Below are 21,688 nucleotides of genomic sequence, written 5' to 3' on the forward strand. Positions count from 1 at the left end.
AAGGTAGGAAAGAAAACGAGATAATCAAATCAGGGGAGGCAGGCGTATTACTCCGCAGCTTCGCGCAAAGCCGGATCGAGATGCCATTCGGGCACATTGCCCTCGTCGGCGGCCCGGAGCCGTGCGCTTTCCGCTTCCAGATATTCGCGGGTCATCGGAATGGCCTCGCGATCCTTCACATACTGGATTTGCCAGTTGACCATATTGCCGTGCCGAAAGCTCTGCTCTGCCCCAGCCAGATAGAACAACCACATGCGATAGAAGCGTTCGTCGTACAGCTCGACGATCTCTTTTTCGTGAAGGACGGTCCGGTTGTACCATTCTTCCAGAGTGTGACTGTAGTGGAAGCGCATCGCTTCGACGTCCGTTACCTCCCAGCCAAATTTCTCGCTCTGGCTCACGAGTTCGGAGAGGGCCGGAATGTAACCACCCGGGAAAATGTACTTGCGCGTCCATTTGTCGGTAAATCCGGGAGGGCCTGCGCGGCCACAGCAGTGACTCATCATGACGCCCTTGGGCGCCAGCAGACGTGCGGTGTGTTCGAAGAACTGCGGGTAGTGCGGCGTGCCGACATGTTCGAGAAGGCCGACCGAACTGATCCGGTCGAAGCTTCCGGTAACGTCACGATAATCCATCAATTCGAACCGCACACGGTCGGCAAGGCCAGCTTGCTCGGCCCGCTCCTGGCAGAAAGCGATCTGGTCCGGCGCGAGAGCGACGCCGGTGACTTCCACATCGTAATGGCGTGCGAGGTAGAGCGCGAACCCACCCCAGCCGCACCCGATATCGAGAATTCGCTGGCCCGGTTGCACGTACATCTTGGCGGCTAGATGCGCCTTTTTGTCGAGCTGTGCTTTCTCGAGCGAGGTCGTGGCCGGATCGCCACGGTAATAGGCCATGGTGTACTGGCGGTCCTCGTCAAGGAAGCGCTCGTAAAGCTCACGAGTGAGATTGTACGTGTGTTCAGCGTTCTTGCGCGCCTTGTCGCGCGGATTAAGGCTGTCGACTGTCGCGAGCAGTTTCTGGGCAGCCTTGCGCAGCGGTCCCTGCGGTTTCAGCGCCCGTTCGCCATCACCTTTGGCATTCTTGGTCACGAAGAGGACAAGGTCGCGAATATCGTGCGGCTCTTCGACATGAAGCCATCCCCACATGAAAGCTTCGCCCGCGCCGACCTGAGGGTAGCGGGCAATGTGATTGGCTGCTTTCTTGTCGGTCAGGCAGATGTGCAGGGGGGGCTCGCCTTCTGAAGCGGAACCGTACTCATAGGTCGCGCCATCGTAATCGGTGACGACCATCCGGCCCTGCTTGATCGCGGCTTTCAAAAATTTATCGAGCAGCCACATCTGAGGCGATCTCCCTTGTCTGAATTAAAGGCGTCTGTGGGGCACCGGGGGAGGGCAAGTCAATCGAAGCGGGATCGCGGAGCAGGAAGGTGCAGCAATGCCAACGTCGATCAGATGCCCGCGTACCACTGGTATCCGGCGCGGTCTTCCCAGTACCCGCCTTTGCCGAGACCCACATCATCGAGACTGGCGACAGCTTCGATCCCCGTGAGATATTTTGCGTGCTTGTAACCAAGCTGGCGTTCGATCCGCATCCTGAGCGGGGCTCCGTTGCGCACCGGAAGGGCCTGACCGTTCAGCGAATGAGCAATGATGGTTTGCGGGTGGTACGCATCGATCAAATCGACGCTTTCGTAGTAATCGCCGCCGTTCAGATTATCGGCGCAGCGAAAGATCACGAACCGGGCATCGTCACGCAATTCGGCAGCGTCGAGCAGCACAGAAAGTTGCGGCCCGGTCCATTGGCCGATCGCGCTCCAGCCTTCCACGCAATCGTGGCGGGTGATCTGGTTGCGCTGGGGAAGCCTGCGGATGTTCTCGAGGCTCAGGCTGAGCGGATTTGCGACCAGCCCGGTCACTTCGAGGCGCCAGTTGGCAAAGCCTTCGTCGACATGACGGGGATAGTCGCCGTTTTGCGGATCTGTCGAGCCATTGCCGCGAAAGAAGGGCGAGATGGCGCTGGCCGGATATTCCGGAGCGAGAGCATCGCGGCTCGTCAGCAGGCGCTGGGCATTCTTGTGCCAACTGTCGGCGGCGTCCAGAACCGCCTTGCCCGCGTTCGTTTCGGCTATCCGGTTGCATCCGGCGACCAGAGCCGCGCCCGCAGCGACGAGGAAATTGCGACGCTTCATGCCTTGCGCCCTCCCGTAATCATGTCTTGCATCTGGCGGATGGGTCCGGAAAGAATGACCAGCAAAACGTGCACGATAAAGAACCCGACGATCGCGAAAGCGAAGATGAAGTGCAGGCTCCGGGCCGACTGTCGTCCACCCAGAAGGTCTACCAGCCATCCGAAGGTCGGCTCCATACCGGGGCTGATGGAGATGCCGGTGAAGATCATCATCGGCAAAAACACGCCCAGCACGAGGCCATAGGCGAGTTTCTGGAGGAAATTGTACTTCCCTTCGTGATGATCGAAATTGAGCTTGAGATGTTCGACGACATCGCGCCAGATTGCGGAAGGTCGCCATTCCCTGCGTCTCGTGACGATATCGCGTTTGAAATGGCGATTGACCATCATCGCGATCCACATGAACAGCAGCCCCACTGCGAAAGGCCATGCCATCAGTATGTGCCAGTCCCGCGCAACAGCCAGGCTGTAATACCCCGGTATCGTCATCCAGTCGGGAAAGCGCGGCACCATGAGCCATGCCTGACTGGCTTCGAAGCCCCAATCGCCCCAGTACAGCCGACGATGCGCGTTCGAGATCGTCAGTCCCGACATGAACAGGACGACCACGCACAGCAGATTTAGCCAATGCCAGAGCCGCGTGCTGAGGGCGTGTCTTTTCATGCGTGCTGTTCCTCCCGGGCAAGGTAGATTACGTCGCGTGGCTGAGAGAGCAGGTGCTGCCCGCTGTCGCAATATAGCGTCTGTCCGCTGGCGAGATGACCTTGCGCGAGGAAAAGGGCGGCCTTCGCCACCTCGTCCTGGCCCGTCTTGCGCTTCAGCAGGTTCATGCGGTGGGAGATTTCGGTTTCCTCTTCGCGCTGATCGTGACTGGCAAGAATGGCGCCGGGGGCAAGGGCATAAACCCGGTCGTCCGGCCTGGCGGCACCCATGGCCAGCATCGGGACCGTCGATGCCAGCGCGTGCTTGCTCATCGTGTAGCTGAAGAAATCCGGGTTGGGATTGGCGATCTTCTGATCGGTAATCTGGATCACGCAGCGTCCGGCGACTGCACGTGCCGAGCGCAGATAGGCCTGCGCCATGAGGGCGGGGGTGCGAGCGTTGATCTGCATCGTGCGTGCATTCGTGGCAGGATCGAGAAAGGTTACATCGTCGGCTTCGAAAATGGCCGCGCAATTGACCAGTGCAGCCCAATCGGACAGGCGAGCGCTCAAATCTGTTATCATCTGCGCAGTGGCCGCGTCATCTGCGAGATCGAATTGCACCGTTTCGGCCGAGGGGAGACTGCCCGCCAGCGCTGCGGCGTCTTCTCGCGAGCATCCGTAATGGATCACCACATGCCATCCGGCATGGCCGAATGCCCGCGCGATCGCCGCGCCGATACGTTTCGCGCCTCCCGTTACGAGAACTGCTGGCCTGGCATCACTCATCACCGCCGACCATAGCGGCACGCCCGGCAAAGAAAAGGCGCGCCGCCACCGATGGTTCGGTAGCGGCGCGCCGCGAGACCGGTTTCCCGATCAGATCCAGCGATTAGCGGCAGCTCAGGCTGCCCCTGTCGATTTCGCGACCGACAACGCCGCCGACGACACCACCGAGGATCGCGCCGAGGGTACGATCACCGCGGCCGGCGATTTCGTGGCCGGCAAGGGCGCCCACGCCTGCACCGATGACAAGGCCGGTGGTGCCGTTATCGCGCTTGCAGTAATAGCGACCGTCATTGCCGCGCCACATGCGGTCACGGCGGCTGATACGACGGGGTTCGTTGTAACGGCCGCGATCGTCATAGACCCGCCCGCGTCCGCCACGATAGCGACGGTCACGGTCGTGCAGGGCCGCCACGGTCGTGGTCGGGGCAGACGTTTCAACCAGCGCGCTTGCCGAAGTGAAAGGGGCAGGTGCAATTTCGACAGCGGCGGCTGGAGTGGCGATTGCTGCCAGCGAACCTGCGGCGATACCAAGGGCGATCCTGTTCATCTGAAATCTCCTCATTCGTGATTTGTGTGTGGATGACGCTCGAAATCGCCAGAGGCTCCACAACGTCCGATGAACGATCTGTTGTCCTGCCAAAAACGCGATGAGCCGAGCCAAAACACAGGACCAGCCGCTGGTTTTCAGAGCTTTCGGGACAAGGAAAGGCGTACCTCTTCGCTCAGCTTTTCGAGCATGCAAATCTCCTCGAGCTGGTCTGGCGCGGGCTTGAAGGAAGGATCGTAAAGCGCCGCGAAGAGGCGTGCCACGGTCCAGTCCGTCTTGCCTTCATCGACCTTCGTCAGATGATCGCTTGCCTGCGCGATGCCTTCTTCGATGACGCGGTAATACCAGCCGCTGATGTGCGTCTTTACGATATGCGCAACCATGCCTTTCCGGCCGAAGCGATGTTCGATCTTCCAGCATGGTTTGCGGGGTTGGCTGACCTCCAGCAGGGCTTCGCCAAGACGGAAACGGTCACCGATGCGGACGTCGGTTTCGACAAGGCCCGTAGCCTCGATGTTCTCCCCGAAGGCGGAGGGACCTGACAGCAGATCGTGACCGCCGAGCCATTCGGCCCATGCGGAATAGTGGTCGTGAGGATAGTGATGCACGGCCATGTCGGGGCCGCCATGGTGCTTGGTGTCGGCAACCATGTCCCCTTCGAGCCCGAAGCGGCGGATCATGACCGGACCCTCCGCAGGCCGCTTGTCGATTGCGCTGAGTTCTGCGCCGTTGAAGGGCAGGGGCAGGCCCGTACACAAGGCTTCGACTACAATCGTCATGCGCAATCCCTCATCCGTCCCGATGGTTCGAGACCCGCACGGTAATAGACATGGACCACATGGACCACATGGACCACTGTCCAGGGCACAAAAATGTCAGCTTGCGAAAGGCCCGGGAACGCGAAGTTTTCCTGAGGGTCCGGGAGTGCCATCTGCCCGTATCAGCACACGAGAAGGGTGTAGGAAAGCGCTTAGATTCCTAAACGATCAGGACGGGCGCCGGGTAAACTTCAGTACGACGAAATCCGCATTACCGCGGCAGTGGCCCGCAAGCTGACCTCAGGCCGTCGCGGCTGGTTCCAATGCTTCGGCCGCTTCGCGGTCGCGTTGGGCGCGGCTTTTCTTTTCTGCGGCGGTCTTGAGCTGGCCGCAGGCCGCGTCGATGTCGCGCCCGCGTGGGGTGCGAACGGGTGCGCTGATGCCGTGTTCGAACACGATTTCGGAGAAGCGCTTCACCCGTTCTGGCGTCGAACATTCGTAGGGCGCGCCGGGCCAGGGATTGAAGGGGATGAGGTTCACCTTCGCCGGCAGTTTGTAATGCTTCAGCAGGCGAACAAGTTCGTGCGCATGCTCGTCGGTGTCGTTCTTGTCCTTGAGCATGACATATTCGAAGGTGATGCGCCGCGCATTCGACGCGCCTGGATAGGCGGCACAGGCTTCGAGCAATTCGTCGATGCCGTATTTCTTGTTGAGCGGCACGATCTCGTCGCGGATTTCCTTGGTCACCGCGTGGAGCGAAACCGCCAGGTTCACGCCGATTTCTTCCCCGCAGCGTTCCATTGCCGGAACGACACCGCTGGTCGAGAGCGTGATGCGCCGCTTCGACAGGGCCAGGCCTTCGCCGTCCATGACGAGCTTGAGGGCACCTTTGACATTGTCGAAATTATATAGCGGTTCGCCCATTCCCATCATGACGATGTTGGTCAGCAGCCGGCCATCGGAGGTGTATTGGGCGCTGTCTTCTTCCACTTCGAGACCCGCCATCGAACCCTTGGGCCATTCGCCCAGAGCATCGCGCGCCAGCATGACCTGGCCGACGATTTCACCCGGAGTGAGATTACGCACGAGGCGCATCGTCCCGGTGTGGCAGAAACGGCAGTTCAGAGTGCAACCTACCTGGCTTGATACGCAAAGCGTGCCGCGGTCGGCATCGGGGATGAAGACCATTTCGAATTCATGGCCGTCCGACGTCCTGAGCAGCCACTTGCGCGTGCCGTCGGTCGAATGCTGGGCTTCGACCACGTCCGGCCGGCCGATGAAGAAGCGTTCGGCCAGCCATGGGCGCATGGTCTTGGCGATATCGGTCATCGCTTCGAAATCGGTCACGCCGCGATGGTAGAGCCAGTGGAAGACCTGCTTGGCACGCAGTTTCGCCTGCTTGGCGTCGAGGCCCGCTTCGTCGAAAAGTTCGCGAATGCGGTCCTTGGGCAGACCGATCAGGTCCACGCGACCGTCTTCGCGCGGCGTGATGTCACGCGCGACGGGAACCGGGTCGATCTGCCCGGGGATGCTCATCAGTGTCGTCTGGGTCATGGGAGCGCCCCATATAGGGCGTGGAGGGGGATTTGGCCACATTGAAGAATTGCGCGAAAATTACGGACACCGAACAGGGTTCCGGAACGTGAACGCTTTCACTCCGCAGCGGGAGAACGGTGCGTGGATTCCTGCGTTTCATCCTGGGAAGTACACGCCCGGGCCGTAATAATGTGTCCCTAATGCAACATATTCTTGTTGTGTTACGTTAATGAAACTCGCCAGCGGAACCACCGTTTTCCTAGTCCACGCGATGCACAAATCGCGGGTTAAAAAACGGAGTATATAATGAACAAGACAACAGCTCTTCTCGTCGCAGGAACCATCGCCGGCATGTCGGCCCCAGCCATGGCGCAGAGCACCGATGGCCAGTTCACCGGCTTTCGTGCAGGTGTGACCGCGGGTTACGACGCCGTACAGGCCGGTAGCAGCGTCGACATCGACAACGAGCCGAACAACAACGACCAGTCGATCGACGGTCTCGCCTATGGCGTGGTCCTCGGTTACGACGTGGACCTTGGCGGCGCGGTTGTCGGTGTGGAAGGTGAATACACCGACTCCACGGCGAGCACCAACTTCGACGACGGCGATTTCGAAGGCTTTGGGCTGGGTGAAGTCGACGCTGGCCGCGATCTCTACATCGGTGCGCGCGTCGGTGCCAAGATTGCACCCGATGCCCTGCTGTACGCAAAGGGCGGTTACACCAATGCCAAGCTGAACATCCTCAGCGACTATGGCACGGTCGAAACCGATCGCGACTTCAAGCTGGACGGCTGGCGCGCAGGTGCAGGTGTTGAATATGCCGTCAACCCGAACACTTACGTGAACCTCGAATATCGTTATTCGAACTACAGCGACGCGAACATCGAATTCGCCGACGGCAGCACCAGCCGGAACTTCGATGTCGACCTTGACCGCCACCAGGTCATGGCAGGCGTCGGCATGCGCTTCTAAGCCATTGCGCCATTAAGAATGGGCCGGGGAGCTTGGTGCTCTCCGGCCCTTTTTTTGTCAGCGTCGCGAACAGGAAAGCGTTGCTGCATCCATGGCCGTGGCCGCGCCGGACAGGGAATAGCTGTCGGAGAAGCGACGGCCATTGGTGCCGGTAGCGCGGACGGTCATGCGGCTGGCCGACCGCATCGCTGCAACGATGGCGGCATCCATCGTGCGGTCTTCAGCCCAGGCATCGCCGCCGCCGCCGGTCAGCTGGAAGCTCTTGGTGCCGATGGAAAGCGTAATGCCGGGCCGCTGCGCGAGCTGGCGCGAGAGGCGGAAATGAACCTGCCCGCGGATGTTCTGGCGCGGCCAGGTTCCGATGGTGGCGAAGGGTTCGAAATCGCGGCGCGCGCGGCTGTCTTCCGGCATCGCGATGGCATAACACCGCGGTAGCGAGGGATCGCGAAATGCCCCCCAATCGGAAAACACGCCAAGGCTGTCCTTCGCTGCGAGGGGCGCAGCCAGTGTAAGCGCGGCGACTGCGATCAGTTTACACATAGGCGATCGCAACGATTTCCCATTCCTTCGCGCCGCCGGGCAGATTAACATTGCGCAGATCGCCAACCGATGCGCCTTTCAATGCCCGGGCGAGCGGAGACGACCAGCCGATGCGTCCGGAGCTGGCGTCCTGTTCATCGTCACCGACAAGGGTGACGACCCGTTCGTTATCATCTTCGTCCGCCAGAGTGACGGTGGCCCCGAAAAAGGCCCGTGACTTGTCGGGCTGTTCGACGGGGTCGATGACCCGCGCGGTCTTCATCCGGCGTGCAAGGTGCGACAGTTCGCGATCGATTTCGCGCATGCGCTTGCGGCCATAAAGATAATCGCCGTTTTCGCTGCGGTCGCCATTGCCCGCCGCCCAGCTGACTATTTCGACGATTTCGGGCCGTTCGGTGCCAAGAAGATGGTCGTAACGGGCCTTCATCGCGGCATAGCCAGCGGGCGTGACGGGATTGGATTTGGGCTGCATGGGCTTGCGCCCTAGCGCAAATCAGCGGCGCAGGTAATTCCCGATATCGCGTTCATAGCTGGACGATTTGTCCGGATGCATGTTGGCATAGCTGACCGCGTTTCCGATCACGCGCATGACATAATAGCGCGTTTCGAAATTGGACGGGATCTGTTCGATCCAGGTAACCCAGTCGACCGAACCATTGCGCGGATCGCCATTAGCCGCGAGCCACTGGTTCACCCGCCCCGGGCCTGCGTTATACGCCGCGATGGCCAGGGGATAAGCGCCGCCGTAACGGTCCATCAGGCGGGCGAAGTGCGCATCGCCGAGACGGATATTGTAGCTCGGGTTGGCGGTCAGGTCCGCCGACATGTAGCTGACCCCGATCTTGCCCGCTTCTTCGCGTGCGGTTCCGGGCATCAGCTGCATCATCCCGCGCGCACCGGCATGGCTCACACGGTTGCGGTCAAATTCGCTTTCCTGCCGGGCGATGGCATGAACCATGGTCCAGTTTGCGCCCGAATGGGTCTGCACGGTCGGGTAGCCGAGGCGTTCGAAGCCCTTGAAGCCGTGTTCGCCCGCCACGAGGCCCGCGACGACGGCCATTTCGTCCATACCGGTCTGTTCAGCCAGTTGACCGACGAGAGCCATTTCGCCGGGCGTGTCCGCTTTTTGGGCAATGGCTTCGAAGAAGGCCCGTTCGGTCCGCCAGTCGCGCCGATTGCGGGAAATCGCCCGCAGCGCACCGGTCAGCGGATGGGCTTCGAAAGCAGCGCGTTCGGCCGAACTGGCAGCGGGGACATTGGCGAATGTGGGCATGGGCCGGCCAAGCTCGCTTAGGGCGAGCTGTCCGTAATACCAGTCCGGATATTCGGCGGCCATTTCCCAGTAACGCTGGGCACCGGCACGATCACCGGCGCGGGACGCGGCGCGGCCGGCCCAATAGAACCCTTTCGAACGGGTCAGCGGCGTCTTGGCCGCAGTACCATAGCGGTAGAACAGCGGCGCGGCCTGGGCGCCGTCACCCATCGACCACAATGCCTTCGTACCGCCGAGCCACATGAGATCGGTATATTTGTCGCGCAGAGTGAAGGAGCCGTCCGAAATGTCCGTGCCGGGGGCGAAGACATCATCGATTTTCGACGCGATGCTGACAGCCTGCGCGGAACCCGCGCTCTTGGCCACGGCGAGGGCTTCGCTGACGAATTGCGTGCCATCGAAGGCAGGCGCGGCAAAGGATGCGCGGGTCGAGAGCAGGTTGACCGCTTCGTAGGGCTGGCCCGAATTGCGATAGTAGCGGGCAAGATTGTAAACGTAACCGGCGTCGCTCATCGCGTTGGGGGGAACCGGAACGCCTGCCTGCGACGGCGTGCTGCCCTGAAGCATGGCGAGCCGTGCCTGCGCGGTCGGACGATAGGCCGGCGATACGCGCACGATATGGCGCGAGGCGGCTTCATAATTGCCCTGCCACAGGAGCGCATCCATCCGCGCGTCCTGATCTTCGGGCGCAAAACGCGCGCCGAACAGGCCCTGCATGTAGAGTTCTGCCGGGCCGCTCATCGTGCCGCCACGCCAGGCTTCGCGCGCCACCTCCAGCGCTTCGGGGCGATCCAGCGACGCCAGCGCCAGGGCGTAACGCGCCTTGCCGCTATTGGTGAGGGGCGGGTGCCGGTCGAAGAAGGAGACGAGCGTCTGCGGAGACGGCGCATCGCGATCCAGCGCAGCTTCCGCCCGCCGCTGGAGCAGGTCCTGCTTGGGGAAATCGGGATAGCTATTGATGAAGCCCGCGTAGGAAGAGAAGGGCAGGTTTTCCTGACTTGTCAAATATTCCCACTGACCGACCGCCTGATCGAGGCTGCCCGGCTGCTGCGCGACAAGGCTCGTGCGCGCATTGTCCTGTGCCTGAGAGATTGAAGGGAATGCCAGCGAAGTGCCGAGCACAAGTGCGAGAGTGAAAACTGTTTTACTGCCCATGCTGGACATAGTGCCCGGCCCCTCCTTATCAGGCGCTGAATGAATTATGGCGCGTGCCGCCAAAAACTGCCTTGTTTCATATCTCTAACGCAGGACTCACGTAAATGTTTTCAGGCTCGATTCCGGCTCTGGCGACTCCTTTTCGCGACGGATCGTTCGACGAGGCCGCTTTTCGCAAGCTCGTCGACTGGCAGATCGATAACGGGAGCAAGGGATTGGTGCCCTGCGGCACGACAGGCGAGGCATCGACCCTGTCGAATGCAGAGCATCACCGGGTGATCGAAGTCTGCATCGAACAGGCGGCCGGGCGCGTCCCGGTGATTGCCGGCTGCGGTTCCAACGACACGCGCAATGCGCTGCTGCACATGCAGTTTTCGAAGAAGGCGGGGGCCGCGGCCGGACTGTGCGTCGCGCCCTATTACAACCGGCCGAGCCAGGCGGGCCTTATCGCCCATTTCAGCTTTCTTGCAGAAAACAGCGACCTGCCGATCGTTCTCTACAATGTCCCGGGACGGACGGTAACGGATATCGAGGACGAAACGGTCGTCGAACTGGTCCGCAAATACCCAGATCGGATCGTGGCCATCAAGGATGCGAGCGGCGACCTTTCCCGCGTCGCGGATCACCGGATGGGGATCGGGCGCGAGTTCTGCCAGCTATCGGGCAATGACGAATTGTGGCTGCCGCATTCGGCCGCAGGCGGATCCGGATGTATTTCGGTAACCGCCAATGTCGCCCCGGCGCTGTGCGCGGAATTCCACGATGCCATCGCAGCGAACGAGCTGGTCAAGGCACGGGAGCTCAACGACCGGCTGTTCCCCTTGCACTATGCGATGTTCTCCGATGCCAGCCCGGCACCGGCGAAATATGCGCTCAGCCGGGTACACGACTGGTTTTCGCCCGATGTCCGCCTGCCGCTGTGCAATGCCAGCGAGGCGAGCCGCAAGGCAGTGGACGAGGCGCTCGAGATTGCAGGCCTGATCTAGAGCACTTCGTCTTCGTCGAGCAATGGCGCGGCGGGGAAGGGCGGATCGCTGACCGCCAGCGCTTCGACGATACTGTCGGAATGCTCGCCCGCGTGATTGAGCGCATCGACTTCGGCGATATGGAATAGCGCATCGCCCTGATTGACGATCGGGAGCGTGGCATGTCCGATGATCACGCCGTCCGATGGGCTGACAAGCTTCATCGGGTCCTCTCCGAAGAGGCCGCCGACGAATGCCAGCGGTTCGCCCTTGCGCACGGCGTCGCCCGATTTGTGGATGCGGCGACTGACCCCGCCGCGCGGGGCGCGGACCCAGCTTGAACGGTTGGACCGCAGCGGCACATGGACATCTTCCAGGCCGTCTTCCGCATCGATCATTCCGATATGGGCAAGCACCCGGAGAACGCCCGCCACGCCGACATTGAGCGCGAAACGGTCGAAGCGAAGGGCTTCGCCTGCCTCCAGCAGGAGCATGGGCGTCTCGCGTTCGTGGGCAAGGGCGCGCATCGAACCGGGCCGCAGGGGGCTTTCTATGATGATGGGCGCACCGAATGCCATGGCGAGTTCCGACAGATAGGGGCTGCCAGAGGCAATGCGTATCTGCGGCAAATTGTAGCGATGGACCGCCGCCGAATGGATATCGATGCCCAGCGAACAGCGATCGATGACGTGGGTGAGGAAGCAGTGCGCCAGTTGAGCGGCCAGACTGCCATGCTCCGCGCCGGGGAAGCTTCGATTGAGATCGCGCCGGTCGGGCAGATAACGGCTGTGCGCGGCAAAACCGTAAATGTTGACGGCAGGCGCAAAAATGATCGTCCCTGCCAGCATTTCGGGCGACAGGCGTTCAAGCAATCGCTGGATCACGGCGGTGCCGATGATCTCGTCACCGTGAATGGCAGCGCTGACGAAAACGCAGGGCCCTCGCCGCGCGCCATGCATCACGCGAAGGGAAAGCGCAGAGTTCAGGCCCGTCACCTGCTGACTGACGGGAATGGCAATGGTCGCCTGCGTCCCCGGCGCGATCCGGCTTTCGTGAATGATGAAAGGTTCTGCGGAAGTTTCGGCGTTCATCTGCCTAATCGTCACAACGGCCAGCACCTTGGCAAGCGAAAAGCGTGGTGTGGCTGTTCCAGATGAGGGCGCATGCCACCTTGCCCGCGCGAGCCAGCCATCATCAGGATATCTTTAATCAGCCGGGTTATGCTTCTCCACAAATCCGACTGCCGCTTCGAGCATTTGCAGACGTGTCGATGACAGTGAAAGCCAGTGGTCTTCGCCCTGCAACGTTACCAATTCGAACGGTTTGCCGGCATCCTTCAGGGCATCTGCCATCTTGTGGGAATGCGAGTAGGGTACGACTGTGTCATCCAGTCCGTGAATTAGCAGAACAGGTGCATCGGCGCGTTGGGCCAGGCGACGAGGTGAGACTTCGTCCCAGCGGTCCTTCGATCCAAGTTGGTCCAGGAGGGACGATTTCGTAATACGTAAGCCGCCCGAAGCGCGATAATCTTCGTTATACATCGCCCGAATGTCGCTAACGGGGGCGACAGCTACCGCGCACCGATACAGATCCTGTTGAACAGTGACGCCGGCGAGAGCAGCATATCCGCCGTAGCTAGCCCCCACAATACAGGCGCGCTTGGGATCGACCAGGCCCTGTTTTGCCAATTCAGCCAAGCCGTCCGAAATATCGGTCTGCATTTTACGACCCCATTCACCGTAACCGGCGAGCTTGAAGGCCTGGCTTCGATTGGTGGACCCACGGAAATTGGGCTGGAATACTGCATATCCTCGAGATGCAAACGCCTGTGCCCACCAGTCGAACTGCAGGCGATCACTGCTGTGCGGGCCGCCGTGGGGCAATAAAACAACTGGGAGGTTCTTGGCTTCGCGACCTGGCGGCAACGTGAGAATGCCATCCATCTCAAGCCCGTCCGAAGCTGCGAAGGGGAAGGTGGAAATCGTCCCGACCTGCTTTGGTCCAAGGGTCTGCCGTTCGTAGGCAATCGCATCGGCTTTACCTGTGGCGAGGTTGACCACGAACCACGAACCGCTGTCGAGATTGCCACTTGTTCGAACCAGAACTTTTTTGAAGTCAGGTGTCCAGTCGACCATTCGCATATCGAAACCGGCAAAGGCCTTCTTGATTTTTTCTGCAGATTTCTGGAGCTCTTCGACGGCGAAAACCGGTTCGTCGTCGCTGTTTAGATAACCGGCGATCTGACCGTTCGTTTTGTCGAAGTATAAGCGCTTTATGTCCGTATCTTCGAGGAAGGGCTTTGGCTGCCCACCTGACATTGGAATTTCATACCAATGCGCAATGTTTTCGCTGTCTCGTGCCGCATAGACTATGTTCTGACCGCCATGCGACAAGCCGACGAGACCAACTCTGCCATTACGTTCGTTGCCGGTAGCGATGGTCGACCCCTCCGGCCCCGAGAGATGCCAATCTCCGTTGGTCATGCTGACGTCCAAGGTCGCAGCAACCTTTCCATTCCCATCGACGAGCCAATCGCGGTCCATACCTTCGCGAGGAGCACTCGCTATCCGTTTGGCGCGGTTTTCCTTGGTATCGACTTGATAGAGAAAAGGTCTGCCATGATCCCAGGTGAAATCATTTCCAAAACTCGAACCTTTTTTCAGTTCGATTGCGCCGAAAAATGCGGTCCAGCGGTTATCGGCAAACCGCACTCCGTAATCGCCATTAAAGGCGTCCATCAATTCACGATTCCGCCCGAATACTGTTTCTACTTCCCCGTCATAGGTTACGGGGATGAGCCGAGCGACGCTGAACTCCGCCTTGTTCGTAGTAAAACCCCAAAGCTTCTCGGTCTGACTGGTGACCAGAATAAGCTGGTCGTCACCAACCCACCGGAAATAGCGGATTTTCGTATCGCCTACCTGAAAACGGCGGATCGCCTTCATTTGTTCGTCAAGAAAGAGGAGTTGCCGCTCGCCTTTCAGCGTAATCAGCAGGGCTATGTTCGATCCGTTGGGCGATATCGCTGCATCTTCGACCTCGGGCAGTGCGCCATAAGCAGAAAGCGGAGGAGCGGATTGGGCGATTGCTATCGACGTAACTAATAATGTGATTGCCGCAAGCAGCGACGCAACGAATCTCGATAACTGCATATACCCCCCCAAGTAATCCTGTGTGATTACCCAAATGCCTTACTGGCGCAAGCGAGATTGATGCTGAAGGGGCTTGGCCTTTCCCACGCCATCTCCTACATGCGCCCGCCTTATGGCTCGTCCCAAAACCGCCACTTTCGATAAGCAGAAGACCGTCGCCGATAATCGGCGTGTGCGGTTCGACTATCATGTCGAAGATACCTTCGAGGCGGGACTCGCGTTGCAGGGCACCGAGGTGAAGGCGCTGCGGGCGGGCGAGGCCAGCATCAAGGAAAGCTATGCCGAAGTGCGCGACGGGCAGGTCTGGCTGGTCAATGCCAATATTCCCGAATATTCGCATGGCAACCGGCTGAACCACGAACCGCGCCGCCCACGCAAACTGCTGCTGCACGAGCGCGAGATACAGAAGCTTTTCGGTGCGGTCGAGCGCAAGGGCATGACGCTTGTTCCGCTATCGATCTATTTCAACGCGACCGGTCGGGCCAAGGTCGAGCTTGCGCTGGCGAAGGGCAAGCAGGCGCATGACAAGCGCGCCACGATCAAGGATCGCGACTGGCAGCGCGACAAGGCCCGCCTCATGCGCGAGCGGGGCTGACCGAGCCATTCGGCCCTTAAAAAAAGCGCCTGCGGTAACCACATCGCCAGCCATGCCGCATTCGTCGCAATCCGCTTCGCGCACCCCCTTGAACTCGCCTTCGAGGCAGCGCATGGCGGCGCTGTGTCAATGAGCAAGCGCAGATCGAAGACCTTTCTGACGGACTGGATCCGCCGGCATATGCCGACGCGCGAACAGATGGCTGAAAACAAGTATTTGCAGCCCATTGCTCACCGCTTTCTGACGCCGGAACTCTGGCGGTTCACGCGCCGCAGCGTCCCGCGCGGCGTGGCGCTCGGCATTTTTGCCGGCTTCATCATTCCGGTGGGGCAGATATTCCTTGCCGCTTTCATGTCCTTGCCCGCGCGTGCGAACGTGCCGTTGTCGGCGCTGGTCACCTTCATCACCAATCCGCTGACCTTTCCCTTCTGGGCCGTGGTGGCAAACAAGCTGGGTGTGTTCATACTCAAGGTGGACCTGGCGGCGACGGGCGGCGCAGCTCAGGACGAGATGACCAGCGGTCGCTGGTCGTGGTTCGTCAATCTGTTCGAAGGGGTGGGCGTGACGGTTCTGGTGACCATTTTCGGCTTCGTCGTCCTCGCCATCGTTGGCGCGTCGATCGGCTATGTGCTGGCGAGCATCGGGTGGCGCATCATCGTGGCTCGCAAGCGCAAACGCCGTCTGCGCGCAATGGAGCGTCGCCTTGAAGACCGCCTGAGCAAAGATGGCGAGGCATGAAAGTGCAGGACGATAATCCGATAATCCGCCTTCCACCTGCTCCATTGATGTTGGGAGTGGTGGCGGCTTGCATCATTTCCATCGGATTGGTGTGGCTGGTCGGCCAGCAATCGGTGGTGGCGCTGGCGTATGGCGGCGCGCTGATTGCGATCTTGCTGATGCTGCTGCTCGTCGCTCGTCTCAAGGCCGACCCTGCCGAGGCGCAGATGCTGCAACCCGACTGGTCCGTCACCAGTGCAGCGATCGAAACCAAGCACCGCGCCATAGCGATTGTCGATCGCGCCAACCGGATGGTGTGCGCCAATTCCACATATGAAGGATGGTTCGACGGAATTTCCGCTCCGTACGAACTGGCAATGGACGCGGCGTCGCGCGAAGCTGCATCGGAGGCGGCGCGGAGTGCGTGGCGAGATGGACGGGCCGAGGTTCCTGTTGTCCGGCTGTCCAGCGGCGACATGGAATATCGCCTGCGTATCGAGCGCAGTGGGCGGGGCGAGGCCTATCTGGTTTGGCGCTTCGACGAAATTCGTACGCAACGCAGTTACGATGGCCTGTCCGAACGGCTGGCCGGTCCATTGGGCGAAGTATTGTCGCGCGCAGGCGTGGAGGTTGCGCTGGTGGCACCCGACGGCATTGTGCAGACGACCACGCCGGGTCTGGCAGAACGGGCCACCGGCAGTCGCGAAAATGCAGTCGGCGGGCTGGAGTTCGTGCAATTGCTCCGATCCGACGACCGCGACCGGATTTTCTTCGCCAGGGAAGGGCAGCAGGGTTCGCCACAGACGCTGATCCATGTGCCGCTCGATATCCCGAACGCTTCGAAAATGAGCGATGCGGATGAAACGCCGTCCATCATGCTGTTGCTGGACAGCACCGTGGGTATAGGCGGCGGCTGGGAAAGCACGGGCAAGGCGGCGATACCGCAACTGGAAGCCCTGCTGTCGGCGCTGCCTCTGGGCCTTGCGCTTACCGACCGCGACGGACGCTTTCTGTTTGCCAACAAGGCCTTCTTGCGTGCGGTCGAACGCGAGACGTCCGGCCTGCCGCAGTTTCCATCCGATCTGGTCGTGCGCGAGGACAAGGCTGCGATGGCTGACACCGTCCGCCGCTTTGCAAAAGGGGCGACGGCCAGCGGCGACATGGCCGTGCGGCTTGGCAACAACAAGGACGAACCGGTCTCGATCGGTCTGGCCGGGGTGCGCGGGCTGGGCGATGCGGCGGTGCTTCTATCCATTTCGGACTCTTCGGAAGAAAAGCGGTTGCGGCGTCAGGTGGCCCAGGCGACCAAGATGCAGGCGGTCGGCCAGCTTGCAGGCGGCGTTGCACACGATTTCAACAATGTGCTGACGGCCATTATCGGTTACTGCGATCTCATGCTGCTGCGTCATACGCCGGGCGACAGCGATTATGACGACATCCAGCAGATCAAGGCCAATTCGAACCGGGCGGCCAGCCTCACCCGGCAGTTGCTCGCCTTCAGCCGCCAGCAGACGCTGCGCCCCGTAGTTCTGCAATTGCCCGACGTGGTCAGTGAAGTGAGCCAGCTTCTGAAGCGGCTCATGGGCGAGAAGATCGAGTTCTCGGTTCGTCACGATCGGGAGCTCGGTTCGGTTCGCGCCGATCCCCAGCAGCTCGAACAGGTTATCATCAACCTGGCTGTAAATGCCCGCGATGCGATGCAAGCCTATGCGTCGAAGCGGGGCAAGCAGGACTGGAAGGGCCGCCTGACCCTGGCCACGCGCCGGGTTTCCGCTCGCGACGTGCGCAAGATGGGCATCGATATCATGCTGGCCGACGACTACACGGTCATGATCGTCCAGGACACCGGCGGCGGGATCCCGGACGAGCATCTCAACAAGATATTCGAGCCTTTCTTCACGACCAAGGAGCAGGGGAAGGGGACCGGGCTCGGGCTTTCCACTGTGTATGGTATCGTCAAGCAGTCGAACGGCTTCATTTTTGCCGATAATGTGCAGGGCCCGGATGGCACCCCGATCGGTGCCCGCTTCACCGTTTACCTCCCGGTCCACAAGGGCGAACTGCCCGCCATCATGCGCGCCGACGAACCGGAAGAGCAGAAGGCATCCGAGTGGTCTGCAGGCGGCAAGCTGCTGCTGGTCGAGGATGAGGACATGGTGCGCGCCGTCGCCGAACGGGCGCTGGTGCGTGCAGGCTATACGGTGACCACCGCTTCCGATGGCGAAGAGGGACTCGGCATCGTGGCCAATGGCGATACGCAATTCGACCTGATCGTTTCGGATGTCGTCATGCCGGCAATGGATGGCCCTGCCATGGCGCGTGCGATCCGCAACGTTCGCGCTCACGTGCCCATCCTGTTCATGTCGGGCTATGCGGAAGAACAGCTGCGCAATGAAATCGACATCGAGAACATGTACTTCATACCCAAACCTTTCAGCGTGCAGCAGATCAACGCGAAAGTGGCAGAAGTGCTGAGCGCCCAGCGCAAGTAGCCTAGATAGCGTTACGCTGCCGATTGAAAGACAACGGGAAAAAACTTTCGTTCTCCACTTGTTCTTTTGGAACAAAGCCGATACATCACGCGTCAGTTGAAGAGTCGATACCGGCTCTGGCCAAGCGCAGGAGGTAATGTCATGGCGGCAAGTCTGAAGCTCGTAGAGGACAAGAAAGTGGACGCAGACCGTCAGAAGGCATTGGATGCCGCGCTTGCGCAGATCGACCGCGCATTCGGCAAGGGTTCGGCGATGAAGCTGGGCCAGAAGGAAGCGATGAATGTGGAGGCCATCTCCACCGGGTCGCTCGGTCTCGATATCGCCCTTGGCGTGGGCGGTCTGCCCAAGGGTCGCGTAATCGAGGTGTATGGCCCGGAAAGTTCGGGCAAGACCACGCTGGCTCTTCACGTAATTGCAGAAGCCCAGAAGGCGGGCGGCACCGCTGCCTTCGTCGATGCGGAACATGCACTCGATCCGGTCTATGCCAAGAAGCTTGGCGTGGACATTGACGAATTGATCGTGTCGCAGCCGGATACGGGCGAACAGGCGCTGGAGATCACCGATACGCTGGTTCGGTCCAACGCGATCGATGTGCTGGTCGTCGACTCCGTCGCAGCGCTCGTTCCGCGCGCCGAAATCGAAGGCGAGATGGGCGATAGCCACGTCGGCCTTCAGGCCCGTCTGATGAGCCAGTCGCTGCGGAAACTGACCGGTTCGATCAACCGCTCCAAGTGCATGGTGATCTTCATCAACCAGCTGCGCATGAAGATCGGCGTTATGTACGGCAATCCGGAAACCACCACTGGCGGCAATGCGCTCAAATTCTATGCGTCGGTTCGTCTGGACATCCGGCGCACCGGCCAGATCAAGGATCGCGACGATATCATCGGCAATGCGACCCGCGTGAAAGTGGTCAAGAACAAGGTGGCGCCGCCGTTCAAGCAGGTCGAATTCGACATCATGTATGGCGAAGGCATTTCCAAGATCGGCGAAATTCTCGATCTCGGCGTGAAGGCAGGCGTGGTCGAAAAGTCGGGCAGCTGGTTCAGCTACGACAGTGTCCGGATCGGTCAGGGGCGTGAGAACGCCAAGACCTTCCTGAAGGAAAATCCAGAGATGTGTACCAAGTTGGAAGCCGCAATTCGTGGCCGAACCGACGAGGTCGCCGAAGAGATGATGACCGGCCCGGACGCGGACGAGGACTGAATTCTCTTCAAGCGGGAACACGCTGATCCAGCATCCCCCGGATCAGCGCACTAGCCGGACTGTCCCCCGGCGTTCCCGAAAAAACGGAAAGCCGGTGTGCGCCGCTTCATGGCCACACCGGCTTTTCCGTATGGGATTGGTATCCGCTTCGATCCGGACCTAGTGTAGGTGCGAATCGCACGACAGGAGAGCCGCGTGACAGTCACCGTCCACCATCTCAACAACAGCCGTTCGCAGCGCATCTTGTGGTTGTTGGAGGAGCTGAACACTGATTACGACATCGTGCCGTATCAGCGCGATGCCGAAACCAACCTCGCCCCGCCCGAACTCAAGCAGGTCCACCCCTTGGGCAAGTCGCCGCTGATCGAAGACAATGGTCTGCAAGTGGCGGAAAGTGGTGCGATCATCCAGTATCTTTGCGAGCGTCACGGTGGAGGCAGTTGGCTGCCGGAAGCTGATACGGAAGACCATGTCCGCCATCTCGAATGGATGCAGTTTGGCGAAAGCAGCTTCTTCGTGCCCGTCATGCTCAAATTGTACACCGGGCGGCTCGGCGAGGCGGCGGCTGCCCTGGCCCCCCGCATCGACGAGCAGCTTGCCGCGCATATCCAGTTTGCGGAGGATAATATTTCCGACGATCTCCATTTCGTCGGCGATGACTGGACGGCGGCCGATGTAATGATGAGCTTTCCTGCCGAAATCGCGGTCATGCAGGGATATGGTGACAAAGCGCCCAAGCTGGCCCGCTTCGTCCAGGCGATCCATGCCCGTCCCGCGTGGCAGCGCGCCCGGGAACGCGGCGGTGCGTATTTCATGTGGTGAGCGTTACGGCACGGTCCGTCTTGCCTTCCAGCGAACGCGTTTGCTCTGCCAGTGTCACGAAAGGTGACGCATTCGCCATGACGGTAATCCGAATGAGCCCGGACAGAGAGTTTGAGCAGGTTCTTCAGCAACACTTTAGCCCTATAAGGCAGCCGGATAATCAGATTGCTGCGGGAATGATCGATGACTGAGACACGTACGGCAATGGTCACGGGGGCTGCCGGGTTCATCGGTTATTTCACCTGTCTCCGCCTCCTCAAGGATGGCTTCCATGTCGTCGGTATAGACTCGCTTTCCGATTACTATGATCCCGAACTGAAGCGACGCCGCCAGCAAGCTTTGCTTCAGCACCAGAGCTTTTCCGAGGTGAATGAGCCGATCGAGACGCCGGGATTGCTCGCCGATCTCTTCGCGAAACACACGCCGGATATCGTGGTTCATCTCGCGGCGCAGGCTGGGGTTCGCTATTCCATCGACAACCCGCGCAGCTATCTTGAAAGCAATCTCGTGGGGACGTTCGAACTGCTCGAAGCCGCGCGCTGGAACCCGCCACAGCACATGCTGCTCGCGTCAACGTCTTCTGCCTATGGCGCCAATACGGAAATGCCGTATCGCGAAAGGATGAAGGCGGACCATCAGATGTCCTTCTACGCCGCGACCAAGAAAGCGACCGAGGCGATGGCGCACAGCTATGCGCATCTCTACGGCTTGCCGGTGACGATGTTTCGCTTTTTCACGGTTTATGGTCCGTGGGGCCGGCCCGACATGGCCTTGTTCAAATTCACCAAGGCAATGCTGAATGGTGAGGCGATCGACGTCTACAATAATGGCGAGATGATGCGCGACTTCACCTATGTCGATGATCTGGTCGAGGCTGTTCGTCGCCTTATCGATGCACCCCCAATCCGGGTCGACCGCCCGGAGGACGTCGAGGCAAACGACAGTCTTTCCCCTGTGGCGCCATGGCGGATAGTCAACATCGGCAATTCGCAACCGGTGCAACTCGGCGATATGATCGCGGCTATTGAGGAGGCACTGGGGATAAAGGCGGAGCGTAATCTCATGCCGATGCAGCCCGGCGACGTTCCTGCCACCTGGGCGGATGCAGAATTATTGCATTCGCTTACCGGGTATGTCCCCCGCACCGATATTCGCGAAGGCGTGTCACGCTTTGTTACCTGGTATCGTGACTATTACCGGACGTGAATTCACCGCCATGGGCATATGCCGCCCCGCAAAGTCGCACGCTTCGCGATGAACGGTGCCATCCTACTTCGTAGCTATACACCCCGAACATAGCGACTTTCGAGCGTCCGGCCCCGGTCCATCCGGCAC

At 60.2% G+C, this 21,688-nt stretch carries 20 protein-coding genes; 8 read left to right on the forward strand and 12 right to left on the reverse strand.

Annotation, left to right across the window (positions count from 1 at the left end):
* Positions 1–47: 47 nt before the first annotated feature.
* From KYK83_RS03970 to rlmN, 7 genes are all read right to left on the reverse strand, one after another.
* Entirely contained in the window at positions 48–1,343 is a 1,296-nt protein-coding gene (locus KYK83_RS03970) for an SAM-dependent methyltransferase (protein WP_222827262.1), read from the reverse strand.
* A gap of 110 nt (positions 1,344–1,453) precedes the next feature.
* The gene (locus tag KYK83_RS03975) at positions 1,454–2,194 is read right to left on the reverse strand and encodes a molybdopterin-dependent oxidoreductase (RefSeq protein WP_222827263.1); all 741 of its coding nucleotides are present in this window, start codon (positions 2,192–2,194) and stop codon (positions 1,454–1,456) included.
* Positions 2,191–2,856 (reverse strand): cytochrome b/b6 domain-containing protein, encoded by a 666-nt coding sequence (locus KYK83_RS03980; RefSeq protein WP_222827264.1) that lies wholly within the window; start codon positions 2,854–2,856, stop codon positions 2,191–2,193. Before KYK83_RS03980 ends, KYK83_RS03975 begins: the two co-directional genes overlap by 4 nt.
* On the reverse strand, positions 2,853–3,623 hold the full coding sequence (locus tag KYK83_RS03985) for an SDR family oxidoreductase (protein WP_222827265.1): 771 nt from the start codon (positions 3,621–3,623) through the stop codon (positions 2,853–2,855). Before KYK83_RS03985 ends, KYK83_RS03980 begins: the two co-directional genes overlap by 4 nt.
* 103 nt (positions 3,624–3,726) lie before the next feature.
* Positions 3,727–4,170 (reverse strand): glycine zipper 2TM domain-containing protein, encoded by a 444-nt coding sequence (locus KYK83_RS03990; protein WP_222827266.1) that lies wholly within the window; start codon positions 4,168–4,170, stop codon positions 3,727–3,729.
* Positions 4,171–4,307: 137 nt separating this feature from the next.
* Positions 4,308–4,949 (reverse strand): MOSC domain-containing protein, encoded by a 642-nt coding sequence (locus KYK83_RS03995; RefSeq protein ID WP_222827267.1) that lies wholly within the window; start codon positions 4,947–4,949, stop codon positions 4,308–4,310.
* A gap of 279 nt (positions 4,950–5,228) precedes the next feature.
* Complete coding sequence (rlmN, locus tag KYK83_RS04000) at positions 5,229–6,482, reverse strand: dual-specificity RNA methyltransferase RlmN (protein WP_222827268.1); 1,254 nt, start codon at positions 6,480–6,482, stop codon at positions 5,229–5,231.
* Between the two features lie 288 nt (positions 6,483–6,770).
* Between rlmN and KYK83_RS04005 the strand changes: the two genes are divergently transcribed.
* Positions 6,771–7,436, forward strand: a complete 666-nt coding sequence (locus KYK83_RS04005; RefSeq protein WP_103023253.1) for an outer membrane protein — start codon at positions 6,771–6,773, stop codon at positions 7,434–7,436.
* A gap of 57 nt (positions 7,437–7,493) precedes the next feature.
* On the opposite strand, the gene KYK83_RS04010 is transcribed toward KYK83_RS04005, so the two are convergent.
* From KYK83_RS04010 to KYK83_RS04020, 3 genes are read right to left on the reverse strand one after another with little or no spacing between them, the layout of a single operon-like run.
* Positions 7,494–7,976 (reverse strand): invasion associated locus B family protein, encoded by a 483-nt coding sequence (locus KYK83_RS04010; protein WP_222827269.1) that lies wholly within the window; start codon positions 7,974–7,976, stop codon positions 7,494–7,496.
* Positions 7,969–8,448: a GreA/GreB family elongation factor gene (locus tag KYK83_RS04015; RefSeq protein WP_222827270.1), complete on the reverse strand. Its 480-nt coding sequence runs from the start codon at positions 8,446–8,448 to the stop codon at positions 7,969–7,971. Before KYK83_RS04015 ends, KYK83_RS04010 begins: the two co-directional genes overlap by 8 nt.
* A 21-nt stretch (positions 8,449–8,469) precedes the next feature.
* Positions 8,470–10,404 carry a lytic transglycosylase domain-containing protein gene (locus tag KYK83_RS04020; RefSeq protein ID WP_222827271.1) on the reverse strand — a complete coding sequence of 645 codons (1,935 nt, stop codon included), beginning with the start codon at positions 10,402–10,404 and terminating at the stop codon, positions 8,470–8,472.
* 104 nt (positions 10,405–10,508) lie between these two features.
* Here KYK83_RS04020 and dapA point away from each other — a divergent pair, with 104 nt between their 5' ends.
* Positions 10,509–11,390: a 4-hydroxy-tetrahydrodipicolinate synthase gene (gene dapA, locus KYK83_RS04025; RefSeq protein ID WP_221597578.1), complete on the forward strand. Its 882-nt coding sequence runs from the start codon at positions 10,509–10,511 to the stop codon at positions 11,388–11,390.
* On the opposite strand, the gene KYK83_RS04030 is transcribed toward dapA, so the two are convergent.
* Both KYK83_RS04030 and KYK83_RS04035 read right to left on the reverse strand, forming a co-directional pair.
* Positions 11,387–12,460 carry a succinylglutamate desuccinylase/aspartoacylase family protein gene (locus KYK83_RS04030; protein WP_222827272.1) on the reverse strand — a complete coding sequence of 358 codons (1,074 nt, stop codon included), beginning with the start codon at positions 12,458–12,460 and terminating at the stop codon, positions 11,387–11,389. The two genes, dapA and KYK83_RS04030, sit on opposite strands and share 4 nt — an antisense overlap.
* A gap of 114 nt (positions 12,461–12,574) precedes the next feature.
* Entirely contained in the window at positions 12,575–14,521 is a 1,947-nt protein-coding gene (locus KYK83_RS04035) for an alpha/beta hydrolase family protein (RefSeq protein ID WP_222827273.1), read from the reverse strand.
* A gap of 112 nt (positions 14,522–14,633) precedes the next feature.
* Here KYK83_RS04035 and smpB point away from each other — a divergent pair, with 112 nt between their 5' ends.
* The 6 genes from smpB to KYK83_RS04065 all read left to right on the forward strand — a co-directional run bounded on the left by smpB (position 14,634) and on the right by KYK83_RS04065 (position 21,559).
* Complete coding sequence (gene smpB / locus KYK83_RS04040) at positions 14,634–15,116, forward strand: SsrA-binding protein SmpB (RefSeq protein ID WP_222827274.1); 483 nt, start codon at positions 14,634–14,636, stop codon at positions 15,114–15,116.
* A 129-nt stretch (positions 15,117–15,245) separates the two neighbouring features.
* Complete coding sequence (locus tag KYK83_RS04045; RefSeq protein ID WP_222827275.1) at positions 15,246–15,854, forward strand: DUF2062 domain-containing protein; 609 nt, start codon at positions 15,246–15,248, stop codon at positions 15,852–15,854.
* The gene (locus KYK83_RS04050; protein ID WP_222827276.1) at positions 15,851–18,325 is read left to right on the forward strand and encodes a hybrid sensor histidine kinase/response regulator; all 2,475 of its coding nucleotides are present in this window, start codon (positions 15,851–15,853) and stop codon (positions 18,323–18,325) included. The genes KYK83_RS04045 and KYK83_RS04050 overlap by 4 nt, the downstream gene beginning before the upstream one ends.
* Positions 18,326–18,466: 141 nt before the next feature.
* Positions 18,467–19,531: a recombinase RecA gene (gene recA / locus KYK83_RS04055; RefSeq protein WP_103023260.1), complete on the forward strand. Its 1,065-nt coding sequence runs from the start codon at positions 18,467–18,469 to the stop codon at positions 19,529–19,531.
* Between the two features lie 195 nt (positions 19,532–19,726).
* Positions 19,727–20,353 (forward strand): glutathione S-transferase family protein, encoded by a 627-nt coding sequence (locus KYK83_RS17520; protein ID WP_222827277.1) that lies wholly within the window; start codon positions 19,727–19,729, stop codon positions 20,351–20,353.
* Between the two features lie 183 nt (positions 20,354–20,536).
* A complete protein-coding gene (locus KYK83_RS04065) occupies positions 20,537–21,559 on the forward strand; it encodes an NAD-dependent epimerase/dehydratase family protein (protein WP_222827278.1) in 1,023 nt (340 codons plus the stop codon).
* Positions 21,560–21,688 lie beyond the last annotated feature (129 nt).

Origin of the sequence: Qipengyuania pacifica, from assembly GCF_019857205.1 — a bacterium.
GTDB classification, from domain to species: Bacteria; Pseudomonadota; Alphaproteobacteria; order Sphingomonadales; family Sphingomonadaceae; genus Qipengyuania; species Qipengyuania pacifica.